A 14,220-nucleotide genomic window follows, 5' to 3' on the forward strand; every position below is an offset into this window, starting at 1 on the left:
GGTGGATGGGACAATTCCTTTTTAGAAAATTTGCTCAGTTTGATTGAAAATTGAAGTGCGTAGGCCGTGGGATGATGGTTAATAATTCTGGCTTTTTAATGTTCTGTTAAGTTAAATTTGATATAAGTGATCCGTTTAAATCCACCTTCATACGCATGAGCTTATCAACTGTTAACATTAAAAACACACTGGCTCTGGATCAACAAAAAGAGCGTATTCGTTCTGCCGTCGATATCTCAGCCACGATGGATAACTGTTTTTTTCATGCTTATGCTTTGCATTTAATGGCCAATGACCTGCCATTTCCTGATGATTTGTGCATGGTTCATGAGACAGACAACAAGGATATCAGGGACTTAAAAAAAGTAATTAGCAGCGTATCCGATCTGACCCTGTTTGAAGATTACGATGAATTAACCACGGGCATAAGGGAGGATCACCTGGCTGAACAAGTGCTGGTCTTAGGCGTATTATTTCGTAGTTGGTTTATCCATCGCGTCAGGAAAAACGAAAAAATGATGGCGATGATGTTTAATGATCGCGATAACGTAGCGCTTCCCTTTTATTATCTTGTCCAAAGCTTTGATGCCGGTGAAGAATGGCTGAGGGTACACATCAGCGAGACCACTAATCTTTATAAAGCCAATCAGGCCTATTTTGATTCATCCCATCTAAAACAAATCACTGAAAATTCTGCGCGGGCGTTTTGGGAAAAAGAAGGGTATGGCAATTACCTGCGTTATCTGAACCAATCCAGGGTTAAGATTTTTGTGCATGAAGTGGAAATCATGCTCCGCTTTAATCAGATACCCTACATCATTTACGATAAAATTAAAACCACAGTATCTTCAGAATACAAGACAGACGGCCCGCATCTGGAGTTGGCTATTCACCCGGGATATGAACATTTTTATTTAATACCGAATGAGATGACCGCGACTTTTCTTGAACGATACACTGCCCAACACCAGCGAAGCCTTAAAGAACGCACCGAGGTATTAAGTCTTGATGGTCAAAATAAATGGGTCTTGGCCAAAAAGTCGCCTTTTTTACTCCTGGCAGCCACTTTCCCGGAGGTCGATCTGCCTTCAGGAAAAAATCCGCTGACCGTCATGACGGAGAGGTTGCAGGAATTGAAGTCAGGTTTGGCCTTGCAGAGGCAGGACAAATCAGAAGGCTTTCCTTTTTCGGGTTCAAAAAGCCTGATGTCTACAGTCGATTTAAATGTAAACACAACCATTGTACCGATGGTTGTGCACCCGTTAAATCCCTTGTCTGATTTAACTATGACGGTTGGTGCCGATTCGCCTTCAGCCATTCCTGACACCCCGCAGTCTGCGCCGATTGCAACCCTTTCAACGGTTGTGAAAGAACCCACGCGAGGTGTGGTGAAACCCTCAAAACCCGGAGTAAAACCAAGGACAGAGCAGGAAAAAAATTATGCCTATGCGCTGTATCATCTCGAACAGAAGGCATTGGAATTTAAAGAACTAAGCCAAAATGGGCACATACTAAAATACCAGCAAGCTTACGAAGAAATGGATGCATTGCATAAGAAATTGAAAGGGTTTTGGGATGATTATCTTCAATCTGACAAGAAAAAACCGGATTATGAGTTTTTCGCCCAGCAATCAATAACGGAGATTGCTAAAAACAAAAAGCGAATTGAGCAGCACCGTGGTGTTGGAGAAATTGTAACCAACGTGGTGCTGGGTATACTCGGCATCGGGATTTTTTATTTTGCCGCCTGTAGCATAAAATGGGCCATTAACAAGCATTTCTTCTTTAAGCCTAATACGCAGACGGCCAACATGATCCATTCTCTTATTAGCGATTTGGAAAAACTTACCCCGCCGCAGGATGAGGCTATTGAGGATGAGAACCTGCCGTTTATGGTGCAATGCCTTAAAGTCTGACCCAATTTAAAGTAAATCGCCTGTTTGACGATAAGTAAAGCATCCATGCCAACGGGGTTAGGCTTTAGCGCCTCAATCAGGATAAAGGATGCTTGATTCACAACAGGAAGAAAAAAATCCGGCTTCCAATTGGCGGTTGTTGTTTGTTTATCATTTTTACCGCCTGGGCTGTGTGCTGCTCTTTTTGGGCATACTGATTTATGACGCCCTGGGTTTTCACGAATACAACTGGCCTTTTATTGCTCTTAATGCCATGTACCTGGGGATGGCGCTGATTTTTCTTTATTTGCAGTATCTTCATCTCCCCGGGTTTAAAACGCAGGTGATCATCTCGGGAACAATGGATATTGTTGCTCAGGCTTTACTGATCAGTCTGCTGGGCAATACGCGCTCCTGGCTGGGTATTCTATTAAATGCAACCATTGCTGCCTTAAGCATTTTAGTGCCCGGGCGACTGGCTATTTTTTTTGCATCGATTGCCAGTTGCATGTTGCTCGGTTTCAGTATTTTACAATATATATACAGTGACTCGGATAATTTAAGTACGTTCTTCTACAGCGGCGTGCATGGTGCCGGAATTTTTGCTACCGCCATCACCGCCTGGTATCTGGCTAATCGGGTACGTGCCAGCGAAACGCTGGCCGCGCATCGTAGCCACGAGTTGGCCAGCATGCAGCGCATCAATGAATACATTGTTGAGCGTTTGCATTCCGGCGTCATTTATGTTGATGCCAATCAAACCATTAAATTAATTAATGGCGCGGCACGGCAATTTTTCAATGCCCAGCAAACCGAAAATCTGGCAACAATTGACCAATTGTCACTGAGCCTGGCTAAAAAATACCAGGAATACCTGCAAAAAATCGTCGATAATTTTTGCCCGGCGAAAACCATCATCAATGATCCCTATTTAAGGGTTCATTTTTTCCCAACGCAGATTGGAACCAAAGTGGCTGTGTTAATTCTTTTAGATGACATGAGTGCGGTCTCTCAACAAGCCCAGCAATTGAAGCTGGCATCTTTAGGGCGTTTTTCCGCGAGTATTGCGCACGAATTGCGCAATCCCCTCGGGGCAATTTCCCATGCGGTGCAGTTGATGGGAGAAAATGATACCCTGACGGAGGATGATTTGCGGTTAAAGGAATTGATCATCAATAATTGCCATCGCATGAATCGTGTCATTAAAAATGTCATGCAACTGTCAAGACGGGAGCAATCGCAGCAACAGATCATTGAATTAGATTCTTTTCTTAGTCAGTTTAAACAGGATTTTTGCAGCCACACGTCCTGTTCAATTCAAATTGAGCTGCCTTTAGCTCCCCTGTTGCCTTTTCATTTTGATAAAAGCCAACTGGAGCAGATTTTGGTTATACTTTGTGATAATGCCATTCAACACGGAAAAAATAAGGCCGGTCAGGCCGAAATTACCATTAAGGCAAAACAAACGGAAAAAAATACGCAGTTAATGGTCTGCGATACCGGGCCAGGCGTGAAGGAGTCGGTTATGGATGCTATTTTTGATCCGTTTTTCAGTACGGTCAGAACCGGCTACGGCATGGGTCTTTACATCGCCCGCGATCTGTGTGAAATCAATCAGGCTGCTTTAAATGTCATGAATATGGAAAAAGGGTGTTGTTTTACCATCACCTTAAATCAGGCAAGTGAGATGCTATTATGAGTAAAAACAAAATCCTTGTTGTGGATGATGAGCCGGATATCTGTGAACTCTTGTCGTTAACCCTAAAGCGCATGGGTTTAAATTGCGATACAGCCAACACTTATCAGGAAGGCATCCATTTTATTAATTCGCAGGATTATTCCCTGGTATTGACAGACATGCACTTGCCTGACGGGGACGGCATTGAATTGGTCAAATACATCCAAAAAAGCCGCCCGCAGATTCCAGTGGCCGTCATCACCGCTTATGGCAACGTCGATGGTGCAGTCAATACACTGAAAGCCGGCGCTTTTGATTACGTCTCCAAACCCATTGATTTGCCCATGCTTAAGGATTTGGTCAAAACAGCGCTGTCCATGCAGCAGAAACCAATTATCTCCCGCGATGATGTGCTGCTTGGCAATAGCGCCATCATGCAGGAATTACGGCAAAATATCGGCAAGCTGGCTCGCAGCCAGGCGCCGGTATTTATTCTTGGGGAATCCGGGGTCGGAAAGGAGTTGGTCGCGCAGCTGATTCATAATCAGGGGCCGCGGGCCGAAAAGCCGTTTATTCCGGTGAATTGCGGCGCTATCCCGTCGGAGTTAATGGAGTCGGAGTTTTTTGGTCATAAAAAGGGTAGTTTTACCGGTGCTATCAGTGACAAGTCGGGTCTTTTTGTCGCAGCCAATGGCGGTACACTCTTTTTGGATGAGATTGCCGAGCTGCCTTTGGCCATGCAGGTGAAACTTTTACGTGCAATACAGGAAAAAGCCATTAAACCCATTGGTGAACACAATGAGATTCCGGTGGATGTGCGGATTTTAAGTGCCAGTCATAAAAACCTGCAGAATGAAATTGCCTGCGGCCGTTTCAGGCAAGATTTGTATTACCGTGTGAACGTCATTGAATTGCGGGTTCCGACCCTGAAAGAGCGTTTATCGGATATTCCTTTGCTGGCTAACCACATTTTGCAGCATTTAGCCGCCGAACAGCATCGGCCGATGGAACCGCTATCCAAAGCCTGTATACAGGCCCTGCAGAATTATCAGTTTCCCGGCAACGTGCGTGAGCTTGAAAATATTCTGGAACGGGCCATGGCGATGTGTGAAGGCAATACCATCAGCGTCGAGGATTTGCATCTCCCGTCAGCCCCTACCGCGCCCATTGAAGAAAACGCCGGTCCACTGACGACGGCCTCGCCTGCACCAAAAAATCTTGACGGTTCGCTGTATGAGCACGAAAAGGAGCTTATTTTAAGCGCGCTTGAGAAAACAAAATGGAACCGGACAGCTGCGGCTAAATTGTTAGGCGTCAGTTTCAGAACGTTAAGGTACCGTCTGAAAAAACTGGGTCTTGATTAAAGGGGCACAGCCTCCCGATTGAATGTTGTTTTCTTAAGGGTTTTTTTATAAACCGCATTAATCTGCCCACCATCCCAGGCATATGTGTAGTGGCTTCCCTGCTTGCAGTTTATTAAGGTCTTGGGTCGAAACAAGGCAAAATTTGTCCCTTGACCCCGCACGGAATGATAAACCAGCCCATCATCGCCCAATTCTTTCACGGCAGCGCCCAGGCCTTGGCCAAACTGGTAATCTGTCCGGTGGTAAACCGGGTGAGTTTGGGGATCAAAAGGCAGAAGATCATACAGGTTCGCATTAAACTCAGCCACGAGGCTTCGCATGTCTATGTCCTGTGCCGGTTCATGGGTATATCGTAAAAAACGTTGCCGATGATAGACCGTTTCTGCAATCGCCGTTTCCAATTGTTCGGCCGCGTAGAAAATACCATAATCGCCATTGGAAAAGCGGCTCCCGTCAGGGTTGGTGTGGGTAAAGGCAGCCATAATAAAACCGCTTCCGGCTGTACCGAAAACCCGTTCGTGGGCAGGTAGTCCATTTAAATTGCCGACCTCATCCTGAATACGGGGATTAGTCAGGGACTGTACTTTATACAGGGCGTCGAATGCCTCTGCATCCGCCACGTCCTCAAACAGGGAAATGGGGGGAAATTTGGACGGAATCAACCGATAGCAGCGCTGTGATGCAAAGGCTGTTTTTTTCAACGTATTGATGAAGGGTATCATGCTTTACCGCCTCGCTCTGCATTTAACCGGCTGGCAATGGACCATAAATCGACCACACGGCCCTGCATCATAATGGCCATGGCGGATTGACCATTAAAAAAAGGAGCCTGGTTTGGCTTTCTGACCCAGCCATACACAGAGTCAGGATGAGAGAAGAGAATACGCAAGGCGGCGTGAATATTCAGCAGGTAGGATAAACGTTCGGCCAAATCACGGCTGATCAAGGCTTTGGCGGGATCGTTTTTGTACTTAAACAGGGTTGAGCGCTTTAAACCGAGGAGTGTCTGCATTTCCTCGGTGCTGCAGTGCCACTTTTCAAGAATACTTATGACGGCTTTAAAGGCAGCTTGTAAATCGTTCATGGTTAATGGGCTGTTGGCACTCAGTGGTATCATGATTGACTCTCCCTGATAAATCATCCTAAGTCCAAATATAGACTGTTTTTTATTAAAAGTCCATATTTAGACTTATTTCTCCACCATGAATTGAATGTCATCTTTTAATGCAGCGATACGGGCGTCAAGGTAATGATCATTGCCGGTCAGCTTTTTAGCGACATTTAACTGCCGTAGCGCATCACGTGAGCGCCCCTGCAGCAGATTGCACTGTGCCTGGGTAAAATAGGCATAACCGGTCAATTTTGAGGCCGCCTGGGCCTGAGCCAGGGTTTCGCACAGGGGCAGATCATGCTTAAACTGGCGGAATCCTTTTAACAGGATGGCAGTTGCCTGTTCGGCCTGGCCTGCGGCAAGAAGCCCCTCGGCATAAGCCATTAAAGCGGCATAATTCTCAGGATAATTGGATTGCAGTTCCTTCAGGCGTTTTAATGCCAGGGTGAATTGCCGATTACCGGCTTCCGCTTCGGACATGGCCACTTGATAAAACAGGTTATCTTTGTTTTCGGTGACGAGATGGGCTAATTGGCCTTCTGCATTGGTAAATTGATTGGCTTTCATTAGGGCCAGGCTTTGCCCGTAGGCGCAGGCCGCTGCGGTGTTGTGACGCTGACATTCTTTCGAGTAATAATCAAGCATTTGCTTGCTGTTTTCCGCCAGGCTGTTGCGGATTAACTCCTTAAACAAATGATAATCCAGGCTATCAGGGTAATTTTTATGTTTGACGTTGCCGCTGCGGTTCTCGGCTTCTGCGATACGGTCTTCATCCAAAGGGTGGGTGCGTAGAATAGCAGGGATGTTGTCTGTGTAATAATAGCGGGTGGCCTCCTGCATTTTTTTAAAAAACCCCGCCATGCCGCGAGGATCGAAGCCGGCTTTCATGAGCATGGCTATGCCGATACGATCCGCTTCTTTTTCATTGGCCCGGGTAAAATTGATATTGTCCTGGGCAAATCCGGTGATCGAGGCCATCATCGCGCCGCCTGCAAGCGTCGGGTTGATGGCGCCTAAAGCCACAGCCGCCAGCATGGAGGCGAGCATTGGAACGCGCATTTGCTTTTGATGTTGAATCATGCGGTAGAGGTGGTGCAACCTGACGTGGGCAATTTCATGCGCCATCACAGCGGCCAGCTCGCTTTCATTCTTGGTGGCAAGAATCAGTTGGGTATTGATCCCTATATAGCCGCCGGGGCCTGCGAAGGCATTAATTTCATTTGATTTGACAATAAAAAAATAGGGCATGGGCATATGGGCAAACTGAGACAAGCGCTTACCCAGGTGATTGATGTATTGGGTAGCTAGCGGGGTGCGGACTACGAGATCCGATTGATTAATCAATTGCCTGAATTCTTTTTCAAGCTCTTCAAGTTCGCTGGTTGAATAGGGACTGAATGCCTGGGCGGTGTTGCCAAGACCGATAGACAGGAGGACAACCAGCGTGAGCGCATGACGGGTGAATCTCCCTGTAAACCTTTGAAAACGGCCTGTCATTCCTCTTCCTCTTGTTGATATCCGGGAAAAACCATGGATTATAGTAAATCAGTCTGCCAGCCATGGCAAAAATTTAGCATAAATCCCTGACAGACCGAGGGATTCACCCGTGTTTTCGTGATCAATACTACTCAGAAATTGAATAATTTGTTATCATGTTTGGATTTTTAGAGTCATCGGTTTAACTATGCACAATTCCTTTATGCTCCATGCGCTTGACCAGGCCAGGTTAGGCAAGGGCTTTTGTGCACCCAATCCCAGTGTCGGCGCTGTGGCCGTGCGCGGGCAGGCTATTATTGCTGCAGGGTACCATGCCGGAGCAGGTAAGCCGCATGCCGAACAGGAGGTTCTCAGGCAATTGTCGGGTAATTTGAGCGATGTGACCCTGTATGTGACCCTGGAACCCTGTAACCATTGGGGAAAAACACCGCCTTGTGTGGAGGCGATTATTCAGGCAGGAGTCGGACGGGTTGTTTATGGATTTGCCGACCCTAATCCGCTGGTGGCAGCCAATAATACCCCCGCTTTGTTGCAACAGCACGGTATCGAAGTCGTTCAATGCGTTTTGCCGCAAATTGACGCGTTTTATCAGAGTTATCATCATTGGACACTGACAAAAAAACCCTGGGTCACCGCTAAAATTGCGCAAACCCTCGATGGTAAAATTGCAGGCCCAAACGGCGAAAGGGTGAGTATTTCCAATGCGGACTGCTCTGAATTCACGCACACGCAGCGCCTGCACTGTGATATTGTGTTAACCACGGCGGCGACTATTCGTAATGATAACCCTCGCCTGGATGTACGATTACCTGGATACGCTTGCAAAAAACCCTTAGCCATCATTGATCGTAATCTCTCGTTAACGGCCGAATTAACTGTTTTTAGTACCGCGCTGTATTGCCATGTCTTTCACGACGAAACAGTCAGTGTCAAAAACCCTCTCCCCCACTGCACTTACCATGCCGTCAGCAGTCAGGCCAACCGGCTGGATTTGCAGGCGATTATCGGTAGCCTTGGCGCGTCAGGGTATCATGATGTGTGGGTTGAAGCAGGGGGGCGTTTGTTTTCTGCCCTGCATGAGCAACACCTGGTGAATACCACTTTTTTTTATATCGTGCCTGAAGTACTAGGTGAATCAGCAAGCAATGGGTATCATGGCGGTGAGATATTGAAAGGCGGGCGTTCAGTCTCGTGGCAGGCGAAGGCAGACAATATGATATTGCGTCTGGATTGGTTGGAGAAGTAATGTTTACCGGACTCATAGAAGAAAAAACGCAGGTAATAAGTAATGAACCGGCTTCCGGGGGCATGCGTTTGTGCCTGCATTCCCCTTTTACGGTGTTACAAAGCGGTGAAAGCATCGCGGTGAACGGTGCCTGCCTCACCTATACACCTCATGAAACCCCCGCCTGCCTGACCTTCGATGTTTCACCGGAAACCCTGGCTAAAACAAACTTAAGTCAACTGAAAGCGGGCGATTACGTCAATCTCGAGCGCGCCATGTTGGCGCATAGTCGTTTTGGCGGGCATTATGTCAGCGGCCACGTCGACACCACGGCTTGTTTAGCCGAGATGAAGGCAGTCGGTGACTATTATGAAATCCGGGTGAACGATTTTGCTACGGATGCTAGGCTTTATCTGCTGCCCAAGGGCAGTATTACGCTGGATGGCGTCAGTTTGACCATTAACGCGGTGGCACAGGGTGCGATTGATGTCATGCTGGTGCCGCATACGCTGATGGTGACGACCTTGGGATACCTCAAACCCGGTCATCGTTTTAATGTGGAATTTGATTATTTGACTCGAATTGTTGCTCATCAACTCAGCATTTCGGGCCAGTTAAAGAATGAGGTTTATTCATGACGAGTCCTTTTGCCAGCATTGAGCACGCAATAGAAACTTTAAAAGCAGGGCGCATGATCATGCTCCTTGATGATGAAAATCGTGAAAATGAAGGTGATCTGGTCATAGCCGCGCAATATGCCACGCCAGAAGCCATCAATTTCATGTCACGGTTTGGACGCGGTTTAATCTGCCTGCCCATGGCGGGAGAATTGATTGATAAATTGCAGCTGCCCATGATGGCCAGCCATAACCGTTCTCCCTACGGCACGGCGTTTACTGTGTCTATTGAGGCAGCCCGCGGGGTGTCGACAGGGATATCCGCAAGTGATCGTGCTCACACTATCCAGGTGGCTATTGATGCCGCCAGCAGTCCGGCTGATATTATTTCACCCGGCCATGTTTTTCCGCTGCGCGCAAAAGACGGCGGGGTGTTAAAGCGTCAGGGGCAAACAGAAGGCAGCGTGGATCTGGCACGGCTGGCGGGGTTAACACCAGCAGCGGTTATCTGTGAAATTATCAATGACGACGGCACCATGAGCCGCCGCGATGAACTCGCCGTTTTTTCAAGGCAGCATGATATTCCCATGGTCACTATTCGCGACCTGATTGATTATCGCATACGCCATGAAACACTGGTTGATGCCGCTGCAGAAACCACCATCCCTCTGCAGGACCATGGACTTTTTACCATGACCGTTTTCAACAATGAGCTGGATGATGCCGAGCATTTTGCTCTGGTGAAAAAGCCTGTGGTTGCCAATCAGATTCCGTTGGTTCGCATTCATTCCGAGTGCATTACCGGTGATGTTTTTGGTTCCTGTAAGTGTGATTGCGGTGCGCAATTGCAGCGCTCCTTAAATCTTATCGCAAAAGAGGGGGGGGTTCTGATTTATCTGCGCCAGGAAGGACGCGGCATTGGTCTTGCCAATAAATTAAAAGCCTACGCCCTGCAAGATCAGGGATTGGATACCGTGGACGCCAATTTAAAATTGGGATTCCCGGCGGATAACCGCGACTATGCGATCGGTTTCCAGATTCTTAAACACCTGGGCATTGATGTTCTGCGTTTAATGACCAATAATCCGCAAAAACTGGATGGGCTTACCAAGTTTGGCCTAACCATCAGCGAACGCGTACCTTTAACCATCGAACCGTCTAACGAAAACCGTAACTATTTAAAAACCAAGCAAACCAGGCTCGGGCATTTAATGACTGTGGATTAGGATGAATGAATGAAACTGATTGATGAAACCACGGCTGAACAAAGCCGCTCTTTTCCTGTCGCTTTGGTCGTAAGCCAATTTAATCGCGATGTAACTGCTGAATTAAAGAAAGGCGCGATCGAGCGTTTATTGCAGTCAGGGTTTCACGATCATGATTTGCTGATCGTGGAGGTACCGGGCGCCGTTGAGATTCCACTCCTGGCTAAACGTCTTGCCGCAAAAGGGCAGGTTGAAGCCATTATTGCACTTGGCGCTGTCATTCGCGGTGAAACCACGCATTATGATTATGTTTGCGAACAGGTCAGCAATGGGTGTCAGCAGGTTGCACTGGAGTATGATCTGCCGATTATTTTTGGGGTGCTCACCACTGAAAATGAAGAGCAGGCCTGGGATCGCCTCGGCGGCCGACATGGTCATAAGGGGCGGGATGCGGCTGATTGCGCGATAGCCATGCATACGATCCTTAAACAACTTTAAACGCACGGTTAAGCGGGTTAATTAGGATTTTATAGCGGCTTTTAATAAAAAAGTGTGTTATTTATGCTCTTCTTTTGCTAAAATTAAATCCCGTTTATATGCAAACTTAATTCCTTCGCCATCTAGGCGGACAGCATTCCAAACGGGGTCACTTATGACAAATTATATCTTCATTACCGGCGGCGTAGTTTCTTCTTTAGGTAAAGGCATCGCAGCCGCTTCATTAGCCGCAATCCTTGAAGCACGCGGTTTAAGCGTTACCCTCATTAAACTTGATCCCTACATTAACGTTGATCCAGGCACCATGAGTCCTTTCCAGCATGGGGAAGTGTTTGTGACGCAAGATGGGGCAGAGACGGATCTGGATCTTGGTCATTACGAACGCTTTGTACGTACGACCATGACGAAAAGGAATAACTTCACCACCGGCAAAATTTATGAGACGGTGATTAAAAAAGAACGGCGGGGCGATTACCTCGGGGGGACCGTTCAGGTTATTCCACACATCACCAATGAAATTAAACGCTCAATTAAAATGGGTGCGGAAGGGTTTGATATCGCCATGATTGAAATTGGCGGCACGGTTGGGGATATTGAATCCCTGCCTTTCCTTGAAGCTATTCGCCAGATGCGTATGGAATTGGGAAGCCAGCACGCCCTGTTTATTCATCTGACCTTAGTCCCCTATATTCCTACCTCAGGAGAAACCAAGACAAAACCTACCCAGCACTCCGTCAAGGAACTTCGCTCCATCGGGATACAGCCTGATATCCTCATTTGCCGTTCAGAAAAGGCATTATCCGTGAGCGACAGAGAAAAAATTGCGCTGTTCACTAACGTGGAAAAAGACGGTGTTATTTCCCTTGAAGACGCCAAAACCATTTACCAGATCCCAATGATTCTGCACGAGCAGGGGCTGGATGACATTGTGGTTAAAAAACTGGGCCTTGAGTTAAAGCCGGCTGACTTAAGCGAATGGAAAACTGTGGTTGAAAAGCAAGCCAGACAGACCATGACGATTAAAGTCGCCATGGTGGGTAAGTATACGGAATTGAATGATGCTTACAAATCCATTAATGAAGCCTTATTGCATGCTGGTATCCATACTCAGACAAAGGTAGAGATTGTTTACATCGATGCGGAGCAGATTGAACAGCAGGGCATTGAGCAATTAAAGGATGTGGATGCCATTTTAGTGCCGGGTGGTTTTGGTCCCCGGGGTATTGAAGGAAAAATTCGTGCTATTCAATATGCGCGCGAGCAACGTGTGCCCTTTTTGGGTATTTGCCTTGGCATGCAAACGGCTGTTATTGAGTTTGCACGCCATGTAGCCGGGTTGGCGGGTGCAAATTCCACGGAATTTGATAGCAAGACCGCTCATCCTGTCATTGGTTTAATCAGTGAGTGGGCTGAAGCTGATGGCCGCATCAATGTCAGAAATGAGCATACTGATCTTGGCGGCACCATGCGTCTTGGCGCTCAGGCCTGCCTGCTTGATCCTCAATCGCTGGCCTACCGTGTTTATGAAAATAAAGATCAGATCATGGAACGTCATCGCCACCGTTATGAAGTCAATAATCAATACATCGAACAGCTGACTCAGGCTGGATTAATGATTTCCGGCCGCTCAGGGGATAAATTGTTGGTTGAAATGATTGAGTTGCCTAACCATCCCTGGTTTATTGCCTGCCAATTCCATCCCGAGTTTACCTCTACGCCACGTGATGGCCATCCGCTGTTTAAACAATTTGTACTGGCGGGACGAAACTACCATCAAGAAAAGGATAAAGCATGAAGTTATGTGGTTTTAACGCAGGGTTGGATGCCCCCTTATTTTTAATTGCAGGCCCCTGCGTCATCGAAAGTGAAAGCATGGCGCTGGAGACGGCTGGGTATTTAAAGGAGTTATGCAATGCATTGCAATTGCCTTTTATTTACAAGTCGTCCTTTGACAAAGCCAACCGCTCATCCATGGGTAGTTACCGCGGACCGGGTTTTGAAAAGGGATTGTCCATTCTGGAAAAGGTTAAACAGCAAATTGGCGTGCCGGTATTGACTGATGTGCATGAAGATACCCCGTTGCAGGAAGTGGCGAGCGTTGTGGATGTCCTGCAAACGCCGGCCTTCTTATGCCGTCAGACCAATTTTATCCAGAAAGTGGCGGCGGTAAACAAACCGGTCAATATCAAGAAAGGGCAGTTTCTTTCACCCTGGGAGATGAAACATGTGGTGGCCAAAGCCAAGGCCACTGGCAATGAACAGATCATGGTATGCGAACGGGGCGTGAGTTTTGGTTATAACAACCTGGTTTCTGACATGCGCTCCTTGCAGATTATGCGTGAAACCCAATGTCCGGTAGTGTTTGATGCAACGCATTCGGTGCAGTTACCGGGCGGCAACAATGGCATGTCCGGCGGCCAGCGTGAATTTGTACCCGTTTTAGCCAGAGCCGCCACAGCAGCCGGGATTTCAGGTCTTTTTATGGAGACTCACCCTGATCCGGACAAGGCGCTGAGCGACGGCCCCAATAGTTGGCCTCTGGATAAAATGAAGCCTTTACTTGAAAGCTTAATGGCCATTGATCGCGTAGTTAAAAGCAACCCTGATTTGCTCTGATTAAAGTCTTGTGACAACCCTGGGTACCGCGGACAAGCCGCGGTACGTAGGATTTATATTCACAGGGCAGGCAGGATTTATACTCACACGGTACGTAGGGTTTATACTCTTCTTGCTCCCAAGGGGAGCTGGGTGCCCATCACTACAGCTTATTTTATATAATTGACCGACTCCAGAAGCTGAAATGTTTGGTTATTTTCTTTTTCTGGTGAGTTAATTGTAGAAGTAGGTATTTATCAGACTGATTTGGCGGAGAGGCAGGGATTCGAACCCTGGGAAGGTTGCCCTTCAACGGTTTTCAAGACCGCCGCAATCGACCGCTCTGCCACCTCTCCGACAGTGCGAAATACTATCGTAAGCCCAGCTGCATTGCAAATTATTTTTTATAAATTTGGAAAAGAAAAGAGTCGCTAATTCGCCTTCTCAAGAGTTCGCAAATTGTTACAGGATGGGTATAATGGGCGGCATTTGCAAAAGTATTGCCGTCTCACTGCGGCGAGTGTTTTACAGGGTG

At 47.3% G+C, this 14,220-nt stretch carries 12 protein-coding genes and 1 tRNA gene; 9 read left to right on the plus strand and 4 right to left on the minus strand.

What is annotated here, in order from left to right; genetic code table 11:
• The first annotated feature begins 155 nt into the window (after positions 1-155).
• The 3 genes from Lery_RS04890 (at position 156) to Lery_RS04900 (ending at position 4,937) form a co-directional block, all read left to right on the plus strand.
• Entirely contained in the window at positions 156-1,916 is a 1,761-nt protein-coding gene (locus Lery_RS04890) for a hypothetical protein (RefSeq protein WP_058526143.1), read from the plus strand.
• 88 nt (positions 1,917-2,004) lie between these two features.
• Positions 2,005-3,594 (plus strand): sensor histidine kinase, encoded by a 1,590-nt coding sequence (locus Lery_RS04895; RefSeq protein ID WP_058526144.1) that lies wholly within the window; start codon positions 2,005-2,007, stop codon positions 3,592-3,594.
• Positions 3,591-4,937, plus strand: a complete 1,347-nt coding sequence (locus Lery_RS04900; protein ID WP_058526145.1) for a sigma-54-dependent transcriptional regulator — start codon at positions 3,591-3,593, stop codon at positions 4,935-4,937. Before Lery_RS04895 ends, Lery_RS04900 begins: the two co-directional genes overlap by 4 nt.
• Here the strand turns inward: Lery_RS04900 and Lery_RS04905 are convergent.
• From Lery_RS04905 to Lery_RS04915, 3 genes are all read right to left on the minus strand, one after another.
• Positions 4,934-5,659 (minus strand): RES family NAD+ phosphorylase, encoded by a 726-nt coding sequence (locus tag Lery_RS04905; protein ID WP_058526146.1) that lies wholly within the window; start codon positions 5,657-5,659, stop codon positions 4,934-4,936. The genes Lery_RS04900 and Lery_RS04905 overlap by 4 nt on opposite strands.
• Positions 5,656-6,054: an antitoxin Xre-like helix-turn-helix domain-containing protein gene (locus tag Lery_RS04910; RefSeq protein ID WP_058526147.1), complete on the minus strand. Its 399-nt coding sequence runs from the start codon at positions 6,052-6,054 to the stop codon at positions 5,656-5,658. The genes Lery_RS04905 and Lery_RS04910 overlap by 4 nt, the downstream gene beginning before the upstream one ends.
• Positions 6,055-6,126: 72 nt before the next feature.
• On the minus strand, positions 6,127-7,545 hold the full coding sequence (locus Lery_RS04915; protein WP_058526148.1) for a M48 family metalloprotease: 1,419 nt from the start codon (positions 7,543-7,545) through the stop codon (positions 6,127-6,129).
• A gap of 187 nt (positions 7,546-7,732) precedes the next feature.
• Between Lery_RS04915 and ribD the strand changes: the two genes are divergently transcribed.
• From ribD to kdsA, 6 genes are all read left to right on the plus strand, one after another.
• Positions 7,733-8,791 (plus strand): bifunctional diaminohydroxyphosphoribosylaminopyrimidine deaminase/5-amino-6-(5-phosphoribosylamino)uracil reductase RibD, encoded by a 1,059-nt coding sequence (gene ribD / locus Lery_RS04920; protein WP_058526149.1) that lies wholly within the window; start codon positions 7,733-7,735, stop codon positions 8,789-8,791.
• Positions 8,791-9,408: a riboflavin synthase gene (locus Lery_RS04925; protein WP_058526150.1), complete on the plus strand. Its 618-nt coding sequence runs from the start codon at positions 8,791-8,793 to the stop codon at positions 9,406-9,408. Before ribD ends, Lery_RS04925 begins: the two co-directional genes overlap by 1 nt.
• Positions 9,405-10,613 (plus strand): bifunctional 3,4-dihydroxy-2-butanone-4-phosphate synthase/GTP cyclohydrolase II, encoded by a 1,209-nt coding sequence (locus tag Lery_RS04930; RefSeq protein WP_058526151.1) that lies wholly within the window; start codon positions 9,405-9,407, stop codon positions 10,611-10,613. The genes Lery_RS04925 and Lery_RS04930 overlap by 4 nt, the downstream gene beginning before the upstream one ends.
• Positions 10,614-10,622: 9 nt before the next feature.
• Positions 10,623-11,090, plus strand: a complete 468-nt coding sequence (gene ribH / locus Lery_RS04935) for a 6,7-dimethyl-8-ribityllumazine synthase (RefSeq protein WP_058526152.1) — start codon at positions 10,623-10,625, stop codon at positions 11,088-11,090.
• Positions 11,091-11,244: 154 nt separating this feature from the next.
• A complete protein-coding gene (locus Lery_RS04940; protein ID WP_058526153.1) occupies positions 11,245-12,885 on the plus strand; it encodes a CTP synthase in 1,641 nt (546 codons plus the stop codon).
• On the plus strand, positions 12,882-13,706 hold the full coding sequence (kdsA, locus tag Lery_RS04945; protein ID WP_058526154.1) for a 3-deoxy-8-phosphooctulonate synthase: 825 nt from the start codon (positions 12,882-12,884) through the stop codon (positions 13,704-13,706). Before Lery_RS04940 ends, kdsA begins: the two co-directional genes overlap by 4 nt.
• 247 nt (positions 13,707-13,953) lie before the next feature.
• On the opposite strand, the gene Lery_RS04950 is transcribed toward kdsA, so the two are convergent.
• Positions 13,954-14,041: transfer RNA gene (locus Lery_RS04950), tRNA-Ser, on the minus strand.
• Between the last annotated feature and the right edge of the window lie 179 nt (positions 14,042-14,220).

This window comes from Legionella erythra (assembly GCF_001467615.1).
Lineage (GTDB): Bacteria > Pseudomonadota > Gammaproteobacteria > Legionellales > Legionellaceae > Legionella_C > Legionella_C erythra.

What these genes read in the sequence shown, in the direction of transcription:
- Lery_RS04890 (WP_058526143.1), top strand. Translation starts at nt 156, where the DNA reads ATGAGCTTATCAACTGTTAACATTAAAAACACACTGGCTCTGGATCAA.
- Lery_RS04895 (WP_058526144.1), top strand. Translation starts at nt 2,005, where the DNA reads ATGCTTGATTCACAACAGGAAGAAAAAAATCCGGCTTCCAATTGGCGG.
- Lery_RS04900 (WP_058526145.1), top strand. Translation starts at nt 3,591, where the DNA reads ATGAGTAAAAACAAAATCCTTGTTGTGGATGATGAGCCGGATATCTGT.
- Lery_RS04905 (WP_058526146.1), bottom strand. Translation starts at nt 5,659, where the DNA reads ATGATACCCTTCATCAATACGTTGAAAAAAACAGCCTTTGCATCACAG.
- Lery_RS04910 (WP_058526147.1), bottom strand. Translation starts at nt 6,054, where the DNA reads ATGATACCACTGAGTGCCAACAGCCCATTAACCATGAACGATTTACAA.
- Lery_RS04915 (WP_058526148.1), bottom strand. Translation starts at nt 7,545, where the DNA reads ATGACAGGCCGTTTTCAAAGGTTTACAGGGAGATTCACCCGTCATGCG.
- ribD (WP_058526149.1), top strand. Translation starts at nt 7,733, where the DNA reads ATGCACAATTCCTTTATGCTCCATGCGCTTGACCAGGCCAGGTTAGGC.
- Lery_RS04925 (WP_058526150.1), top strand. Translation starts at nt 8,791, where the DNA reads ATGTTTACCGGACTCATAGAAGAAAAAACGCAGGTAATAAGTAATGAA.
- Lery_RS04930 (WP_058526151.1), top strand. Translation starts at nt 9,405, where the DNA reads ATGACGAGTCCTTTTGCCAGCATTGAGCACGCAATAGAAACTTTAAAA.
- ribH (WP_058526152.1), top strand. Translation starts at nt 10,623, where the DNA reads ATGAAACTGATTGATGAAACCACGGCTGAACAAAGCCGCTCTTTTCCT.
- Lery_RS04940 (WP_058526153.1), top strand. Translation starts at nt 11,245, where the DNA reads ATGACAAATTATATCTTCATTACCGGCGGCGTAGTTTCTTCTTTAGGT.
- kdsA (WP_058526154.1), top strand. Translation starts at nt 12,882, where the DNA reads ATGAAGTTATGTGGTTTTAACGCAGGGTTGGATGCCCCCTTATTTTTA.